Genomic DNA, 17221 nt, shown 5'->3' with positions numbered 1-17221 from the left:
GGGGGTGGGGGTGGGATCTGCGCCATGCGCTGGCTGCGTCGTGAGCAACGCCACGCCGAGACATGACGACAACGCGAGCGTGAGAGTCGTTTTCACGCGCAACCTCATGAACTCGTCATCGGTCGTTCCGGGGCGCGCAAACCGCATTCCCGCGCGTGGAGGATACGAACGGCCGACCAGCGCGTTAAAAGTCGCCGGAGTCCTTGCCGAGCGTGTTGATATCGATCTCGAGGGCGCGGCAGACGTCACGCACGAACTCATCCATGGCAGCGGTGCATTCGGGGCTTCCCGCCGGGAAGTCCTCGGGGTTCTTCTTGCCTTGCGCACGGCGGATGGCGCGAATGCTCGCCTCGAGCGCGCGCGCCTCTGCCCAGATGGGAGGCTTGTTGGGATAGTCGGGATGTTTGCGCGCCATGGCTGGTATTTCGGCAACGACTGCGCGAACTTTAGGCCGGGGCAGCGAGCGAACGGCTGCACGCCCATATAGCCGAGGATGTCAAACGTTTGCGCCGACCTCATTGCATTGCGACTGCCGCTCTGCTGCCCGTACATAAACATGCGCGGAAACGGCAAGCCGGGGAATTTGCGCATCAAGTCGCCGTTATCGGACAGATGGACCATCGAGCGGAAAATCGGCCCTACCGCCTCGGCTCTGACCGTGTAGCGCAAACTCGCGGCATAGAGCGCACTCGCATAAGCCGGTGCGTGGCGCGTGCGCTCGATGAAATCGCTGACGAAGCGTCGGCGTCCGCGCGCGGATACCCCACGATCTGCCTGCTGAGAAAGCAGTCCTCGGGCGCGAGGCCTTCGGGAACGAACACCGTGCCGCATCGATCCGCGATCACGTAGTCGTTTTCGTGCACGGTGACACCCGCCATTTGCACCGGCTTGCCCGAGTCGATCTGGACCACGCGATTGCGCGCGCTGATCATCGTGACGCCCCGGCCGTAGACCGGGTAGCCGCTCGCTTCGCTGCCATCGATATCGCGACTCATGCCGTCGATGACCGAACCGCGAATCCGCTTCGCCGTCGCGGCGTTGGCGAGGATGTCGCCCCAGCAGGAAACGCCCTCCACGCAGTCGCGTTGAAAGCGTGATGAAAAATAGGGACCGCGACATCGGCGATGAAAAGCGCGCGCGCTGCCTCCAGAATTCACTCGAGCGGTCGTAAACGGAGGTATTACATTTCGTTCCCGGCAGTTGCAACGGGACCGCACCGACTCGCAAGACCATGTTCAACGTTCTGGCCCAGTATTGGGGAACGATTCGGCGCACTTTCCTCGCCGGAAACAGCGCGGCCCTGAAGCTGGCGCAGTTGCGCGTGATGATCTATCACCTTCCCATGATGTATGGGCTGCTGGTCGTCAACACGTGGGGCATGGTGCTGCCCCACGAGAACGAGCTTCCCGCCTGGCAGGGCGTGATCTGTCCGCTCGTGCTCACGGGATTTTGCTTCGTTCGCGTGCTCTCCTGGTTGCGGCTCTCCAGGATCCATGTCAGTGCGGAAAATGCGGCTACGATCCTGCGCAATTCCGGCAGGCTCGCCTGGGTCTTCTCCGTCTCGTTCACGGCATGGTCGCTGTCCCTGTTGCCTCATGGCGGCGCGGCATTCAAGCTTCATGTCGCCTTCTACATGGCAATCACGGTCATCGGCGTCATCTTCTGCCTGATGAATGTCGTCAAGGCAGCGTTCACCGTCACCGCCATTGTCAACGGCGCGCTCGTCGTCACGTTCCTGAGTTCGGGAAATGGCGTATTCCAGGCGATCGCGATCGATACCTCACTGGTTTCGCTGGCGATGCTGGTCGTTGCCTTTACGCAATTCAAGAACTTCGCAGATCTCGTGGCCACGCAACGCGAAAACAAGCGCCTCGCGAATATCGACAGTCTCACGAATCTCCCCAACCGGCGGGCCTTTTTCGCCTCGCTCGACAAGCATTTCGATGCTGCCATGGCATCGGGCGGCCGGCTCGCGGTGGGCCTCGTCGATCTCGACGGCTTCAAGTCCGTCAACGATATTCACGGCCACTCGCTGGGCGACCACGTGCTGGCCGAAGTCGCGGCGCGCCTCGCCAAAGCGGCGCGCGGCACGATCACGCTCGCGAGGCTGGGCGGCGACGAATTCGGCATCATCGTCACGGACGACTGCACGGACGCCGCCCTCTCGCAACTCGGGCGCACCATCTGCGATGTTTTTCACTGCCCCGTACAGGTCGGCGAGATTTCCGTTCGGCTCGGGGCGACGATCGGCTTCTCCACCTATCCGCACATTTCACGAAACAAGGCGGATTTGTTCGAAACAGCAGACTACGCGCTTTACGAAGGCAAGCGCCGCTCGCGCGGCTCGGTGACCATCTTTTCGGAGACGCACCGCAACGCCATCATTCGCGAGTCGCAGATTGCCCAGGCGCTGCGCTCCCCCGATCTAGGCAGCGAACTTTATCTCGCGTTCCAGCCGATCTACTCGCTCGAACGCCAGCGCACTGTTGGTTTCGAAGCCCTGGCGCGCTGGCGCAGCGCGTTGCTCGGCACGGTCCCGCCCGGTGAATTCATTCCTGCCGCGGAGCGCAACGGCGTCATCAACGGCTTGACCCTCGTGCTATTTACCAAAGCCCTGGCCTGCGCGAAGCAATGGCCGACGCATATCCGCTTGTCCTTCAACCTCTCCGCGCATGATTTCGCCAGTGAGTCCGCGGTGAAAGAATTGGCCCGTTGCATTCTCACCAGCGGCATCGACCCGGCGCGACTCGACTTCGAGATCACCGAAACCGCGATGGCCAAGGACTTCGACCAGGTCCAGAAAGCGGCCAAGGTGCTGCGCGCGCTGGGCTGCGGTTTGTCGGTCGACGATTTCGGCACCGGCTATTCGAGCCTCTCGTACCTGTGCAAACTTCCACTCACGCGCCTGAAGATCGACAGGATGTTCGTGAGCGGTCTCAAGGAGCGCACGACGGCGTTCACCGTGGTCCGCACGCTGCTCAACCTCAGCCGGCAAATGTCGCTCGACTGCATCGTCGAAGGGGTGGAAACGGCGGCCGAACTGCAAACGGTCGCGGCGCTCGGGGCCACGCTCATTCAGGGCTACTACTGTTCGCGCCCGATGGAGGCGCCGGCAGTGGCGGCTTTTCTGGAGCGGGAAAGCGAGGGCGAAGCGGTAGCTCGCCTGGCGGGAGAATGACGAGTAGTCCGCATACCAGAATGGTTGCTGAACTGTTTATGCGGCTGCGCGCGGCTTACGATGTGCCGAACAGTCACGGAGCCCCTCATGAAGCGCTTTCATATCGCACTGGCCGTTTCGAACCTCGAAGCCTCGATCGCAGACTATAGCCAGCGGCTCGGACAACCACCGTCAGCCGTCGTGCCAGGCCAGTACGCGATGTGGCGCACCGATCTCCTCAACTTTTCGATCAACGAAAAGCCGGCGCAAGCGGGAATGTTGCGCCACGTTGGATTCGAAGACGACGCGGCAACCGGCTATTCGAGTAGCGTCGACGTGAACGGTCTCGAATGGGAGTTGTTTTCGGCGGCCGAGCAGGACGCGCGCATCGTCAGCGCTTACGGGGTTCCGGTCAAGTCGTGACGAGCGCGCATCTCTCAGCCGGTTAAAGCGCCCAGGCAGCGGCCACACGAGCGCGCCTGGCCCAGCCGCAGGCGCCCGGCGCTCACGGTCACCTCATTGCCGCAATCGCACCGGCAAACCCACTTGCCATCGCCGGCATAGCGATCCGTCGTCAGCTGGCCGAACACCTCGCCGCCCTTCAGCGCAGGCGAGCCCGGCCGGGACCGCCACACGCGACGCTGCTCGCCGCAGCCGCAATCACGCGTCTGGCCGCCCTCCACCGCTTCCAGCGCGGCCGTGACGTGGGCGCCGCACCGGCACCGCCAGAGCCACACGCCGGCGCCGCGATATTGAAGCGCGACGAGATCGCCGAACGCGCGGCCGCAGACGTCGCGATACGGCGGAAACGGCCATTCAGGCGGCAAGGGGGGACGGATACGCTGGTTCACGACAGGTAGATGGGATTCGGCGTCCTGGTCTCAAGAGTCTCCGGCCATCTTGGATGCGCGGGCGAGCGGCCCGGCAAAGAGGGGCGGATCATCCCGTGCGGCCGGCGGGTCACCGCCTCGTTACGGGTTATCTGTGTATTTTGGCATCTCACGTCACGAATGATAAATCGTGAACGTTCTGGCCGCTGGCGGTGAACGCCGTTGGGCCCGGCCAGGTGGGCCCGGCCAGGTTGGCCCGCTCGGGCCCGGGCCATGCGCCTCAACGCAGACCGACAGATATCCGGTCGGATCTGATCAGCGAGGTGCAACATGATGCTTACCTTACCGATCTTTCTAATCGCTTGCTTCGCGATCATCGTGGCCATGCACCGCGGCGTGACCCGCAAGGCAGACACCAAGCTCCGCGAGCAGTTCGATGCGCAAGGCGTGGGCGGTGTCGTGTCGCGCCAGCTGATGCGCAATTCGGGGTACAGCGTCTGAGTTTCCGACTACGCTGAAGCGAACTGAACCGCATCGGTACTGAACACGGCCCGCACCAGCTTCGTCGACTCGGGCGACTCGAACCATGCACAGGAAAGCTGCGGACCAAATGCCGTCGGCAAAACCTGGTTCACCGTCATTAACGGCCCGCCTGAACACAGGCGCACCGTCCTGCCTTTGAATCGCGCAGCGACCGAACTCAACGTCTCGGAACGCAAATCCCTGTGGATCGCACAAACTGCGGACATGTCTCCTCCCGGATGCTCGCGACTCGCTGACGAAGCGTCCCCCGCTCTCGTCAACGTCTGGAACCCGTATATTCGCCCTTCTCCGCATGCGCTGAATATAAAGTTTTCGCCTTCGTATCGGAACAAATTCGACATCGAAGTCATTCCTGGACATCCTGTTCGCACGATGCACTGCGGACCAGCAAGTCTCTCCGCAGCTTGCGGCGCTCCAGCGCGTTGCGCAACTGGCCCAGGATCAGCGTGCTGGCAATCAGCGCGAGATAGAGCGTGACGAGATCGTGACGTGCGCCGTTGAGGGCGGCTTGATGGACGACGAGCGCGGCATCGACCGGCGGAAGCAGGTGACTCTCTCCCTCGACGGCTCGCATCATGTGGATGAAGCCCGCTGCGGAAAGCAGCGGCAACAGGACGAAGAGGATCAGCAGCGCGACCCGCATGCGACGCGCCCATGCACGGTGGCGCAACCGGAACCACAGCCCGAGGCATCCGTGTATCCAGCCAGGCGCTAACAGCGCGAGTTGCAGACCCTGCGTGCCGCTCGTGAGCAGCACGACAATGACGCGCTCGTAGTTCGGTTCGAAACCATAGAGCGAAGACGCAAGCCGGGTCGTCACCGCATGGCGGATCAGCAGGAGCGGCAGGCTGAGCCCTGCCCACAGGCGGATCCATTCCGCCGGCGGCAGTGCCCAATGGCGCCGCCCATATATCGTGTGCAGCGCCAGCACAAAATGCATCGATGCGGCGCCATACAGCGCGATCGTGCCAGGCGTGCTGCGCCAAAGCCGCAGCGCGAGTACGAGACCGCGTCCGGCAAGCTCGAGCGACCAGATGCCGAGCGCGTGATTGACCAGGTGCAGAAAGAGATACGTCAGCATTACGAGGCCCGACGTGAGTTGCAGCCGGCGCAGAAAAAATTGAACGTTGATTCTCGCTTCGCTCGCGCGGCGACGGGTCATGTCGACGATGTCCATATGTGTTTCCACCATTTCGTGTGCCACGCCTGCCATACCGCGAACCCACGCCGGTTATTCCCGCGCTCGACTAGCGTGAAAAATCCGGGAATAAAACAGCAGCTCTCGCGGTATTGCACGTGAAGCCCGCCCTGGAGGCGCTCCGTATTGCACCGGCGGTCGACTTCCCGAACCCACGCGAGAGGACATCATGTCGTCAGATCTTCCTTCCCAACCGTCACGCCGCAGCGCCCTGAAATGCCTCGCCTTCGGTGGCGCCGGCACCGTGTTCGTCCTGGCCGGAGGCGTCCTCACGCCCGTGGAGCTGGCGCTGGCGGCGAGCAGCAAAGAAAACGCCGGCGTGCCGCTCTTTCTGCAGATCAGCGACTCGCATATTGGCTTCAACAAGGAAGCCAATCCCGATGTCGCGGGCACGCTCAAACAGACCATCGACTATGTGAACGCGATGCCCGTCAAACCCGCCCTTGCGATTCACACGGGCGATATCACCCATCTCTCCAAACCTGAGGAATTCGATCTGGCGGCGCAATTGCTGTCCGGTCTCGACATTACCGAGTTGCACACGACGCCCGGCGAACACGATGTGACAGATGGACCGCAAGGCGAATACTTCAAGCGTTTCGGCAAGGCATCGGACAACCGGGGCTATTACAGCTTCGACCACAATGGCGTGCACTTCATCGCGCTCGTCAACGTGATGCATTTCAAGCCGAACGGGCTGGGCAACCTGGGTGAGGACCAGCTCGCCTGGCTGGAAAACGATCTGAAGGGCCGCACGTCGAGCACGCCGATCGTCGTGTTTACGCACATGCCGATGTGGACGATCTACGAACCATGGGGATGGGGCACCGGCGATGCGGGCCAGGCCATGGATTATCTAAAGCGCTTCGGCTCGGTGACCGTGCTCAATGGCCATATACATCAGATCGTTTCCAAGGTGGAAGGCAATATCACGTTCCACACGGCACGCTCGACCGCCTATCCGCAACCGACAGCCGGCGACGGTCCCGGACCCGGGCCGCTCAAGGTGGCAAGCGATCAGTTGCCGAAGATGCTTGGCGTGACCAGCATCCGGATCACGCGCCATCCCCTCGCGGCGACGCTTTCCGACACGTCGCTCGCCTGACCTCGCGTCTCGCTCATTGAACAAGGATTCGAGCCATGCTCTCCATTCACTATCGTCGCGCGTTCGCCCTCTTCTACGGGATCGGGATGCTCATGGCGGGGGCGTCCCTGGGTGCGCCTGCCGCGCAAGCGCAAGAGCCCAATGAAATCGACATCAAGAATTTCATGTTTTCGCCCATGGCGCTCACCGTGAAGGCAGGCACCACGGTGACCTGGAAAAATATGGACGGCGAACCGCATACGGTCGTCAACGAAGCAGGCGTCTTTCACTCCGCCGCGCTAGACCAGAACGATACGTATCAGTTCAAGTTCGACAAGCCGGGGGTGTACAAGGTGTTCTGCGGCATTCACCCGTATATGAAGGCGACCATTACGGTGCAGTAGAAAACCCAAGCGACGATGCGGAGCGTCGCCGCGCGTGTTGCAACTCGCTTGCGCTACGCGACGACGCCGGGTCGCGGTTCAAGGATTCGGCAGCAGGGTCGGAGAAATCTGCGCTGCGTTGCTGATGAAGACGTTCGTCGCATCGTCCTGCAGCAAGTAGCCTTGCTTGACGAGTGCGTTCGCCGCCGTCGCAACCGCCGCCTGATAGCGCGAGCGGCTGCCGCCATAGAGCGCGTTCAATGTGGCGCGGCTATCGACGCCGCCTGACTGCGCGGACGCGTTCACCGCGAACGGAATCGCCGCGCCGTTGGAGATGCAGCCTTCGCCGATCGCGTGGCCCGCACCGCGATAGTTCCACCCGGTGTAAGTCGCGAGCGGTACGCTCACGTCCGGCACGAGCACCCCCGTGGTTTCGTTGCCGTTAGCGTCGACCTTGGGCACGAGAATCGTATAGGGCTGTGCAGTGTTCACGACCGGCACGGCCTTGCCGTAGTCGGTCACGAAGACCTGATTGTATTCGCCGTTGAACGTGAGACTGAGCGCTGTCGGCGTCGCCGCGGGGCCGCTCGGCACGGTCACGCTCTCGAGATCAGGGAAGCCTGTCGCCGCTTGCGTCGGCGCGACCAGATTGCCCGATGCCACGGTCGGATATTGCGAGGCGGGCGGCTCCGTGCCCCTGCCGGCCCACGCGACCAGCGCGGGAATCAACGCGCGCTCGACGGGCGTTTCCTCGACGGGCGAGCCCGGCAACTGACACAGACTGCCTGTGGCCGGCACCGTGAAGTTACCCGTGGTCACGCCGCTGCCGCCGCCGTGCTGCGTGCCCGGCACGAGGTAGTAACGCACGTTCGGCGGCAAGTGGATGTCGTTGCCCCGTCCATCCGTGACGACCAGCGACGCGGCGCCGCCCCACCATTCAAATGCGCCGTCGAGTTGCATGATCTTCGGACACGTACCGGAGGCCTCGCAACGCTTCAGCAGGCCATCGGTCGCGCCGCTGACGGGATCGGTCGTGACCGCGTAGGTGAAGGGGAACTGGAATTCCGGCATGAAGTGGTCTTCATGCTGTTTCGACCACCGTCCCGGCTGTGCGAACGCCGCGTTGGTCCACGTGCGGCGGGCAGCGGAAATGATCGGGAATAGTCCGTCGAAAACGATCCTTCCGCGCTTGTCCTCGTTGAACCCCTGATAGAGAAAGTCCTTGATGAAGCGGCCCGACTGCGAAATGCCCTCCCCGATCGCGACGTCGAAGTTCGTATCTCGGGAGCACTTCGACGCTGCACACGCCGCATCCTTCAGATCGTTGAGCGGATTCTGGACGCCTCGCGCATCGGCCCTGTCGTAGCGCAGCCATGAAACGAGATCGCGCAGCGCCGCAAAGCCGATGCCGTCGATCGTCGGCGCCGCGGCCTTGTAAACGAAGCTGTAAATCGTCCCGGCATCCGGCGGGACAGTCCTGCCGTTGGGACCCGGCACCGACGCGGGCGGCGTGAACTTGACCGAGTAATTCCCTTCATAGACGTTGTTCGGCGTGCTGATATAGCTCCACGTACTCACTTTCGCCGAAGGCGCCGTGTAGGTTTGCACGCCGCCCGGAATGCTGCCGTAGGCCGATAGCCACGATTGCCGCGCGGTGAAGGTGACGCTGCCCGTGTCGTTGAGATCGGCGGGCGGGTACGTGAGCGGAACCGTCGTCGGATCGCCTCCCGCATAGTCGGGAATGAACTCTTCGCGTGACAGCGCCGTCATCGGCGGACCGTCCTTGTCGGTGGCCACGGGGAATCTCGTGCCGACCAGCCCCGTGCCGGCCAGCGTACTCGTACCGTTGAGCGGAATGTCGCCTTGCCAGCCGCTCCAGAGAATCGTATAGCCATGGCGCAGCAGCGACGGGAATGTAGACGGCGGGGGTGCGCCGGTATCGAGCGCGCCTCCACCAATGAAGGACCCGTCGGCGAGCTTGTTGCCGCGATTCACGACGTCATAGAAGAGCACGCGCGTGGCGTTCGCCGCGCTTTGCGGACGCAGGATCACGACATCGGTCCAATAGTCGACGTAACCATCGACGCCGACAGGCGCGTTCCTGATGTTGACAATGCCCGCGTTGAGCGGAGAGCGCGGGTCGAGGGCACCGTGCACGACGGCGGCGATGACCTCATATGGCCCAGCCGCGCCCGCAGGCGTCGCGCCGCCAAACGCCGGTTCGGAAGCAATAATCTGAAAGCTCTTGATGAAGCCCGCGCCCCGCTGGATGGCTTGCGGGCCGTGCGGATCGCTGTGCGCGATACCACCGGCGAACATACCACTCGCACCGACAATCAGTAGCATTCCTATATTTTGAGTCTTCATCGTAGAATCTCCTAACCGTGGCGAACATGGCGGAAGCGGAGTCTCGCGCCGTGTCCATTGGAGAACGGCGAACCCGAGAGATGCAAGGCTTTCACGCGGATTGGCCAGCATTGCGCACGCATGCTGGACCGACACACGTAAGTCGGCGTGGCGGAAGTCGAATGCTTACGATTGGCCGAAGTCGTTTGATATATTTTGCGCGGCCTTGTGTATTTATAATTCGCGCAAACACGATTCCTACTGTCGTTTACGCGTACGCTGAAGGTACTCGCGCGGGCCCACAGGTCAGCGTTTCGCGATATCGTCGCCGTGCGAGTCCTTGTACACGACCTCGACGTCGACGGTCCGGCCGTCGTCGCCGAACTCGCGAGCCTGCCGGCGCAACGCGCGGATCTTCCACCAGAGATAGCCGACGACAATCGCGCCCACGCCGAACAGCACGGCAAGCAGCACCAACGACAGCATCGCTGCCACCACCAGCACGATAGTGCTCACGACGACGGCTGCCAGCCGGCCAAACCATCCGTACTCGCCGATCCGGATCCCTTTCTCGTATGTCGCGCGCCGCGGCGACGGTTTGTTGTTGCCCATTCCACCTCTCCTGGCCGCCGTCCGGCTGAACTGCCCGCGCGAGCATGGGCTTTGCCTGGACGGCGGACCATCAATGATGCCGACGAATCCCGCGATACGCGTGGCGCATTGTCCCGATCCCACATCTTGCCGATGCACATGAAGCGTTCCGAAACATCTCTGCCCACGCAAGCCGGTCGTCGTCGTTCGGTTAACTGAAAACTTACCCTTTGCCAACTCGCGCCTGTGTCTATTCTAAAGAAGTAAGGCAAGCCGAATCGAGTCGTTTCCAGTCACTGTTGAATGGGACAACCTATCATGGCTGACACGAGGTACACGGCGCGCAAGTCCGTCGCCGACATAGTAGGAAGCGCCGATACCGAAGGCGGTCGCGCGCTGTCTAAGACCCTGGGGGCGCCCAGCATCACGGCGATGGGAATCGGCGCCATTATCGGCGCGGGTATTTTCGTCCTCACTGGCACGGCGGCGGCACAATTTGCCGGACCGGGCATCATCCTGTCCTTCGTGCTGGGCGGCATTGCCTGTGCGTTTGTCGGCCTCTGCTACTCCGAACTGGCCGCCATGCTCCCCGTGTGCGGCAGCACTTACACGTATACCTATGCGACGCTTGGCGAAGTGTTTGCGTGGATCATCGGCTGGGACCTGATTCTCGAGTACGCCATGGGCGCCGCGACGGTCGCCGTCGGCTGGTCAGGGTATATCGTCAGCCTGTTGCGCAACGTCGGAATCAGCATCCCGCCTACGCTTGCCGCCGCACCCGGCACGACGGTCCCGTTGCCTGACGGCTCGACTGTCGCCGGCATCATCAATCTCCCCGCCGTGCTGATCATCGCGATTCTCACTACGATGCTGGTGCTCGGCACGCGCGAGTCGGCGCGCATCAACAACGTGATGGTCGCAGTCAAGCTGACGGTCGTGGTGGCCTTCATCGTCATCGGCGTGTTCTTCGTGCATCCCGCCAACTGGCATCCCTTCGTCCCCCCCAACACCGGCGCGTTCGGCAGCTTCGGGGCGAGCGGCATTCTGCGTGGCTCCGCAGTCGTGTTCTTTGCCTTCATCGGCTTCGATGCGGTATCGACCGCTGCACAGGAGGCGAAACAGCCTCAGCGCGACATGCCGATTGGGATCCTCGGCTCGCTCGTCATCTGCACCTTGCTCTATATCCTGGTGGCCGCCGTGCTCACCGGACTCGTTCCATACGCACAACTGAACGTACCCGATCCGATCGCCAAGGGCGTCGACGCTATCGGCTTCACCTGGTTCTCCATACTGATCAAGATCGGCGCGCTAACCGGGCTGACCACCGTGATACTCGTGCTGCTCTACGGGCAGAGCCGGATCTTCTTCACGATGTCGGAGGACAGACTGCTTCCCCATCTGTTCTCCACCGTCCATCCGCGGCTGCACACACCGCATCGAAGCCAGATCATGATCGGCACGATCGTCGCCATCGTGGCGGCCCTCACGCCGATCGGCGTACTGGGCGAGATGGTCAGCATCGGCACGCTGTTCGCGTTCGTGCTCGTGTGCGGCGCAGTCATGTACCTGCGGCGCAGCGACTCCGACGCGAGCCGTCCATTCCGCGCGCCCGGCGTGCCGATTGTCCCCATTCTCGGCATCGCGTTTTGCGTGTTGCTGATGGTGGGACTGCCGCTCATCACCTGGGTACGGCTGATCGTCTGGCTGCTGATCGGCATGCTGATCTACATGTCTTATGGCCGGCATCATTCGCGACTGCGCTATCCGGAGCGTGAATGACGGCAACGGCGGGCAACCATGAACGCTCACCACGCGTGCTTCGTTCGCCCGGCGCAGGCGGCAATTTGCGTCGCTTCACTCGCAACGCTTGCCGCATGCGGCGGTAACGCATGCATTGGCCTCAATGGCTGCGGCGGCACAACCGTGACGCCGAACGTCACCATCTCCGGCACAGCCGCCACCGGCAAAGCGATCGCCAGCGCGACGGTCAACCTCAGTTGCGCTCAGGGCTCGGGGTCCGCCCTGTCCGACGGCGGTGGACACTACGCGATCACCTTCAATGCCACGCCTCCCTGCATCCTCACCGTAAGCTCCGGCAGCGTGAGCCTCCATTCGGTGGCGTTTGCCGGGGGCACCTTCAATACGACGCCAGAGACCGAGCTGATGCTTGTCTACCTCGCTTCGCAACTCGGCACGAGCGAGAGTGGTTTGATAGCGGGCTTTCCGGTCAACTCGCAGTACCAGCAGGTGCTGGGCAACTCGTCCGACATGCAGGCCGCGCAATCCGCAGTCGTCACGAGTCTGCAGCAGCACTATGCGGTCACGCTGTCGGTACCGGCATTTCTCACGACATCCTTTGCGGTTGGCCAGGCAGGTGTCGATAGCGATCTGGGCACGCTGGCGGCAGCAGGCGCGATCGACGCGAATGGCATGCCCGATCCGGCCGCCGTCTCGCTGCTGTCGGCGGCGGGCGCCGTGCATCCGCTTACCGCGACGTCCGCCCCCTCTTCCGGCACTGGCGGCACTGGCAGCGGCAGCGGAACGATGTGACGTGCACCTTCCAATGTCCGAACGGCGCCGGACCGCTGCGCCCAAAGGAAGGTTAGAACCGCGTGCGGAAGCCCACCGTTGCCACGACCTGATTCCCCGTTGACGATGCGCCGCCTGCGGTGTTGATGAACGCGACGTACTGGTGACCCGAAACGTGCTGGTACATCGCTTCGGCGTAGACGTCCGTGCGCTTGGAGAACGTGTACACGGCCTGCAGATTCACCTGATTCCACTTCGGGTCCGAGCCAAAGGCTGTGTTGCTGCCGTTGCCTACGCTACCATCGGTGTATGTGTACGCAATGCCGATGTGAAACGCAGGCGTGAACGTGTACTTTCCGTTCAGTTCATAGTTGTCGAATCGCATCGTGCCGCTGTTGTTCACGTTGGTCTGGCCGAATGACGTCGTGCCCTGATACTGGCTGTGCGTATAGACGAAACCAACCACGGCCGGCCCGAACGTGTAGTTGATGCCGGCACCCACTGTGCGCTGGACGTCTGCCCCGAGCACGAAGCCACCCGTGCCGTTTGCCGTCGATTCGCCAATATCCACTGCACCTGAACTGCTTGCCGAAGTAGCGGTTGATCCATTGATCTGCAGATAACCGGCAGCCACGTTCAACGGACCCCAGGTATAGCTCGCGCCCGCACTGTAGGCTCTGTTGACGGCGAACTGCGTGTTGTTCGAGAACGCATACAGACCGCCGAACTGGAATCCGGCATAGTTGGCGCTCGCGTACTTCACCGCATTGTTCATCCGCAGTGAGTGGTTCAGGTTGTCGTTGTCGAACGGATGAGCGAAGCCGGTATCGCCGAACGTACCCGCGGTGCCGGACAGGGGCGACACGAAATCGACGAGAGAATCGTATTGACGGCCGAGCGTGAGCGTGCCGAACTGGCCGGAGGAAAGGCCGACATACGCCTGGCGCCCAAACAGTCTGCTATCCTGACCAAGCTTGCCGTTTTGCACATTGAAGCCGTTTTCGAGTACGAACACGGCTTTGAGCCCGCCGCCGAGATCCTCGGCGCCGCGCAACCCCCAGCGGCTACCGTTGATGTTTCCGCTCGTGGCCTGCCAGAGTGCACCTTGCGCCGTACCTTTCTTTACGTTGTTCGTATACATCAGTCCAGCGTCGATAAGGCCGTAAAGCGTAACGGAACTTTGCGCATGCACGGTCGCTGCGGCAACCAGACCGGAAGCAGCGAGAGTCAGGCGGATCTTTGTCACGGGCGACTCCAGATATCAGTGAAATGAAGTGATCAGTGCCCGTGAAGTGTACGAATCCTGGGTGTTCGGCAGAAATGATTCCATGAAATACTCGATAGAACGAAGTATTCCCGTTCTTTGTCATATTCCATTCAAATTCCATAAACGACGGTACCTGGCAGGCGCGTAAGTCGCTGCTGAATAACTTTTGGATGTTGTGGTGACGCGACAGAAGCGGCGTTGCTTCGCGCAATTCGCGACATTGAGCAAACACCCCGGCGCTGGCTTTGCGAGGGCAGATGTCATTCTGGAGGAATCCTCATAGGAATTCCAGTATGGATTTAAGTTCTTTTATCGACCATTTAGAGTCGACTATATCTATCGCCCTATTCACATGACTGAACTAGCAGCTATGCGTCAGCGACCGAATGCTCAATTTCTCGTTCTGGTTTGCGCCATTGGCTGACGAGAAGCCCGCTGACCACGAGAGCGACTGCAATGACAAGGGTTGAAGTTGGCCACTGACGTGTCACGACGACTTCAACAACAGCCGCAGTGACAGGGCCAAGTGCCTGAAAAGCGACGACGCGGCTTGCATCAAGCCTGGTCAATGCCCACAACCAGCAGAAGTACCCTACACCGCTCGACAGGCCTATAAAGCCGACGTTCTCCCATTGCGTCATGGAGAGAGTGGGCATCAACGGTCGGGCCGTTATCCAGCAAAGGCCGACAAGAAACACCACGGCTGCGCTCATGGCCAGCGCGCTCGTCGGCAACGCCGGATAGCGCTTCAGAAGCAGCCGATATAGAAGGCTGCACACGGCGCCGATCAACGTGGCACCGATCAGCGCGCTTAGCGCACCCATGTCCACCGATCCTGGGTGGGCAAACGATGCACGCAGCAAGACCGCCACACCGGCGAGCGCGATCAGGAGACCAAACAATTTGTGCAGGCTGAATGCTTCGCTTCGACTTGCTACAGCTAACGTCATTGTGAAAAGCGGCATGGTCGAAAAGACGAGCGCGCACGTTGCGGCAGGAAGGATGGCTAAGGCATGGTTGAGCAGCACAATGAGCACGGCAAACTGGAATATCCCTAACAGGCTGATAGCGAACGCATCTCGCCATGCGAAGCGAGGGCGCGCGCCGAGCCAGACGGGCGCTGCGAGCACGCCCATGCCGATGAAATAGCGGAGAAATGCTAGCGTGGCAGGCGAAGCCTCGTCAGACACTGCCCGAGTGGATACCATCGCCGCGCCGACCAGGATTCCGGTGGTCGCCGCGGCAAGGGTGGCGGACGCCTTGGCGCTCACAGATCACGGGCCCAGATCTGACCAGTCAAGTCCTGCGCCATCCTCAACTCGAGCACTCGATCGTCGCGACTGTCGAGGCCACACAAAAGCTCGTGTATAGGCTCCTGAGCGTGTGCTGGGAACGGGAGAGGCTGCCAGCTTCGAATGCGATAGCGCCTGCGGATTGCGACCTTGCTCAAGCCTGGCTCGGAGCACTCATACACGAAGCAGGCGGGGCAACAAGGGCGGACCGGCCAAAGGCACTTCCCGTGTTCCTGCACGACGAAATCGCGGCACTGGCAGCCGCGATTCGCGGCCCGGTTATGACTCTCCAACCATAGCGAACCAAACGACGAACATCTCGCGAAATTGAAACGGCCCGTCCACCCCTGAAGATGGCCGGCCGTCATTTCAATCAGCTAGCGAAAACACGAACAACCAGACAGGTCACTTCAACGTACGTTGCCCAACTCGCGCTCCTCGCCCACGCTTTCTGCGCCACTCGCCTGCACGACTTCACCGAGGTCGCGACCACGCGTTTCGGGCAGCAGCAATGCAGCCGTCACGACCAGCAGATACGACACGCACGCACAAATCCCCATGGCCGCGCCGAGGCCGAGCTTTGCGCTGAACACACCGACCATGGTCGAGCCCGGATCACCGTACATGTCTCCACTGACCCGAGCGCGTTCATTACAATGCGCGCACTATCTGGCGATCGCCTGAAGCCCGCTGACGAGTGCCGGCACGACCGTGAACAGGTCGCCCACCAGACCGTAGTCGGCCACGCTGAAGATCGGTGCTTCTTCGTCCTTGTTGATCGCGACGATGACCTTCGAGTCCTTCATGCCAGCCAGGTGCTGGATCGCGCCCGAGATGCCGACCGCCACGTACAGTTGCGGCGCGACGATCTTGCCGGTTTGGCCGACCTGATAGTCGTTCGGCACGTAGCCAGCGTCGACGGCTGCGCGCGAGGCGCCGAGTGCGGCGTTGAGCTTGTCCGCGAGCGGTTCCAGAACCAACGCGAAGTTCTCGCCGCTGCCCAAACCCCGGCCACCCGAGACGATGACCTTCGCGCTCGTGAGTTCCGGACGGTCGAGCTTCGTCACTTCACGGCTCACGAACTTCGAGAGGCCGCTGTCTGCCGCCGCTTCGATCTTCTCGATGGCTGCGCTGCCGCCTTCGGTTGCGACGGGATCGAAACCGGTCGTGCGGACCGTGATCACCTTGATCGGGTCGCTCGACTGGACGATTGCGATCGCGTTGCCTGCGTAGATCGGACGCTCGAACGTGTCGGCGCTGTCGACTGCCGTGATATCGCTGATCTGCGCAACGTCGAGCTTCGCGGCAATGCGCGGCGTGACGTTCTTGCCCGCTGCCGTTGCCGGAGCGAGGATGTGCGAGTAGTTCTTCGCAATCGCGAGGACCGTCGCTTCGACGTTTTCCGCGAGACCGACTTCGAGTTGAGGCGCATCGGCCAGCAGCACCTTCGCCACGCCTGCAATCTTCGCAGCTGCATCCGCAGCCGCCTGCGCATTGTGGCCCGCGACCAGCACGTGTACGTCGCCGCCAATCTTCTGTGCTGCGGCAACCGTATTCAGCGTTGCGGCCTTGATCGACTTATTGTCGTGTTCGGCAATAACCAGATTCGTCATTTTCGTCTGCTCCCCTTACAGCACCTTGGCTTCCGTCTTCAGCTTCTCGACCAGTGTCTTCACGTCCGGCACCTTCACGCCTGCCGAACGCTTTGGCGGCTCGGCAACCTTCAGCGTCTTCAGACGCGGCGTGACGTCAACGCCCAGGTCTTCAGGCTTAAGCGTCTCCAAAGGCTTCTTCTTCGCCTTCATGATGTTCGGCAGCGTGACGTAGCGCGGCTCGTTCAGGCGCAGATCCGTCGTGACGACCGCGGGCAGCGTGAGCGACAGCGTTTCCGCGCCGCCATCCACTTCGCGCGACACCGTAGCCTTGCCGTCTGCAACCACGACCTTCGAAGCAAACGTAGCCTGCGGGAGGTTCGCCAGCGCGGCGAGCATCTGGCCAGTC

The 17221-nt window shown here is 61.9% G+C and carries 17 protein-coding genes and 3 pseudogenes; 7 read left to right on the top strand and 13 right to left on the bottom strand.

Translation table 11 applies throughout. The annotated features are described in order from the left end of the window. Positions 1-184 precede the first annotated feature (184 nt). From M3I56_RS38905 to M3I56_RS38895, 3 genes and pseudogenes are all read right to left on the bottom strand, one after another. Positions 185-415 carry a hypothetical protein gene (locus tag M3I56_RS38905; protein ID WP_035514788.1) on the bottom strand — a complete coding sequence of 77 codons (231 nt, stop codon included), beginning with the start codon at positions 413-415 and terminating at the stop codon, positions 185-187. 98 nt (positions 416-513) lie between these two features. Then, positions 514-803: pseudogene (locus tag M3I56_RS38900) on the bottom strand (alpha/beta hydrolase); the annotation flags it as partial. Continuing rightward, positions 804-1076 (bottom strand): annotated as a pseudogene (locus M3I56_RS38895) (RraA family protein); the annotation flags it as partial. Between the two features lie 155 nt (positions 1077-1231). On the opposite strand from M3I56_RS38895, the gene M3I56_RS38890 reads away from it, so the two are divergent. Further along, on the top strand, positions 1232-3178 hold the full coding sequence (locus tag M3I56_RS38890) for a bifunctional diguanylate cyclase/phosphodiesterase (RefSeq protein WP_254358443.1): 1947 nt from the start codon (positions 1232-1234) through the stop codon (positions 3176-3178). Between the two features lie 87 nt (positions 3179-3265). Beyond that, the gene (locus M3I56_RS38885) at positions 3266-3580 is read left to right on the top strand and encodes a hypothetical protein (RefSeq protein WP_254358442.1); all 315 of its coding nucleotides are present in this window, start codon (positions 3266-3268) and stop codon (positions 3578-3580) included. Positions 3581-3594: 14 nt separating this feature from the next. Here the strand turns inward: M3I56_RS38885 and M3I56_RS38880 are convergent, their stop codons facing one another. Further along, positions 3595-4008 (bottom strand): hypothetical protein, encoded by a 414-nt coding sequence (locus tag M3I56_RS38880; RefSeq protein ID WP_254358441.1) that lies wholly within the window; start codon positions 4006-4008, stop codon positions 3595-3597. 309 nt (positions 4009-4317) lie between these two features. On the opposite strand from M3I56_RS38880, the gene M3I56_RS38875 reads away from it, so the two are divergent. Next, positions 4318-4488, top strand: coding sequence for a hypothetical protein (locus tag M3I56_RS38875; protein WP_254358440.1), 171 nt, complete (start codon positions 4318-4320; stop codon positions 4486-4488). Positions 4489-4496: 8 nt separating this feature from the next. On the opposite strand, the gene M3I56_RS41810 is transcribed toward M3I56_RS38875, so the two are convergent. Beyond that, a complete protein-coding gene (locus M3I56_RS41810; RefSeq protein WP_375541873.1) occupies positions 4497-4736 on the bottom strand; it encodes a DUF2158 domain-containing protein in 240 nt (79 codons plus the stop codon). Between the two features lie 140 nt (positions 4737-4876). Beyond that, on the bottom strand, positions 4877-5692 hold the full coding sequence (locus tag M3I56_RS38870; protein WP_254358446.1) for a hypothetical protein: 816 nt from the start codon (positions 5690-5692) through the stop codon (positions 4877-4879). A 205-nt stretch (positions 5693-5897) separates the two neighbouring features. On the opposite strand from M3I56_RS38870, the gene M3I56_RS38865 reads away from it, so the two are divergent. Then, positions 5898-6833 (top strand): metallophosphoesterase, encoded by a 936-nt coding sequence (locus M3I56_RS38865; RefSeq protein WP_028207556.1) that lies wholly within the window; start codon positions 5898-5900, stop codon positions 6831-6833. A gap of 35 nt (positions 6834-6868) precedes the next feature. Continuing rightward, on the top strand, positions 6869-7216 hold the full coding sequence (locus tag M3I56_RS38860) for a cupredoxin family copper-binding protein (protein WP_375541872.1): 348 nt from the start codon (positions 6869-6871) through the stop codon (positions 7214-7216). A 78-nt stretch (positions 7217-7294) separates the two neighbouring features. Here M3I56_RS38860 and M3I56_RS38855 read toward each other — a convergent pair whose 3' ends face one another. Together M3I56_RS38855 and M3I56_RS38850 are read right to left on the bottom strand one after the other, a co-directional pair. Further along, positions 7295-9562, bottom strand: coding sequence for an alpha/beta hydrolase domain-containing protein (locus tag M3I56_RS38855; RefSeq protein WP_254358439.1), 2268 nt, complete (start codon positions 9560-9562; stop codon positions 7295-7297). A 285-nt stretch (positions 9563-9847) separates the two neighbouring features. Beyond that, positions 9848-10153: a hypothetical protein gene (locus M3I56_RS38850; RefSeq protein ID WP_254358438.1), complete on the bottom strand. Its 306-nt coding sequence runs from the start codon at positions 10151-10153 to the stop codon at positions 9848-9850. Between the two features lie 297 nt (positions 10154-10450). Here M3I56_RS38850 and M3I56_RS38845 point away from each other — a divergent pair, with 297 nt between their 5' ends. Continuing rightward, positions 10451-11911, top strand: coding sequence for an amino acid permease (locus M3I56_RS38845; RefSeq protein ID WP_254358437.1), 1461 nt, complete (start codon positions 10451-10453; stop codon positions 11909-11911). Between the two features lie 18 nt (positions 11912-11929). Further along, positions 11930-12682 (top strand): hypothetical protein, encoded by a 753-nt coding sequence (locus M3I56_RS38840; protein WP_254358436.1) that lies wholly within the window; start codon positions 11930-11932, stop codon positions 12680-12682. A gap of 52 nt (positions 12683-12734) precedes the next feature. On the opposite strand, the gene M3I56_RS38835 is transcribed toward M3I56_RS38840, so the two are convergent. From M3I56_RS38835 to M3I56_RS38815, 5 genes and pseudogenes are all read right to left on the bottom strand, one after another. Then, complete coding sequence (locus M3I56_RS38835) at positions 12735-13907, bottom strand: porin (protein ID WP_309249223.1); 1173 nt, start codon at positions 13905-13907, stop codon at positions 12735-12737. A gap of 389 nt (positions 13908-14296) precedes the next feature. Next, positions 14297-15199 (bottom strand): DMT family transporter, encoded by a 903-nt coding sequence (locus M3I56_RS41470; RefSeq protein ID WP_254358435.1) that lies wholly within the window; start codon positions 15197-15199, stop codon positions 14297-14299. A gap of 431 nt (positions 15200-15630) precedes the next feature. Further along, positions 15631-15846: a hypothetical protein gene (locus tag M3I56_RS38825; protein WP_254358434.1), complete on the bottom strand. Its 216-nt coding sequence runs from the start codon at positions 15844-15846 to the stop codon at positions 15631-15633. A 39-nt stretch (positions 15847-15885) separates the two neighbouring features. Further along, positions 15886-16833: an electron transfer flavoprotein subunit alpha/FixB family protein gene (locus M3I56_RS38820; RefSeq protein ID WP_254358433.1), complete on the bottom strand. Its 948-nt coding sequence runs from the start codon at positions 16831-16833 to the stop codon at positions 15886-15888. 15 nt (positions 16834-16848) lie between these two features. Continuing rightward, positions 16849-17221: pseudogene (locus M3I56_RS38815) on the bottom strand (electron transfer flavoprotein subunit beta/FixA family protein); the annotation flags it as partial.

The organism is Paraburkholderia sp. CNPSo 3281, from assembly GCF_024206515.1.
GTDB lineage: Bacteria > Pseudomonadota > Gammaproteobacteria > Burkholderiales > Burkholderiaceae > Paraburkholderia > Paraburkholderia nodosa.
This window is presented reverse-complemented; position numbering and strand designations above follow the sequence as displayed.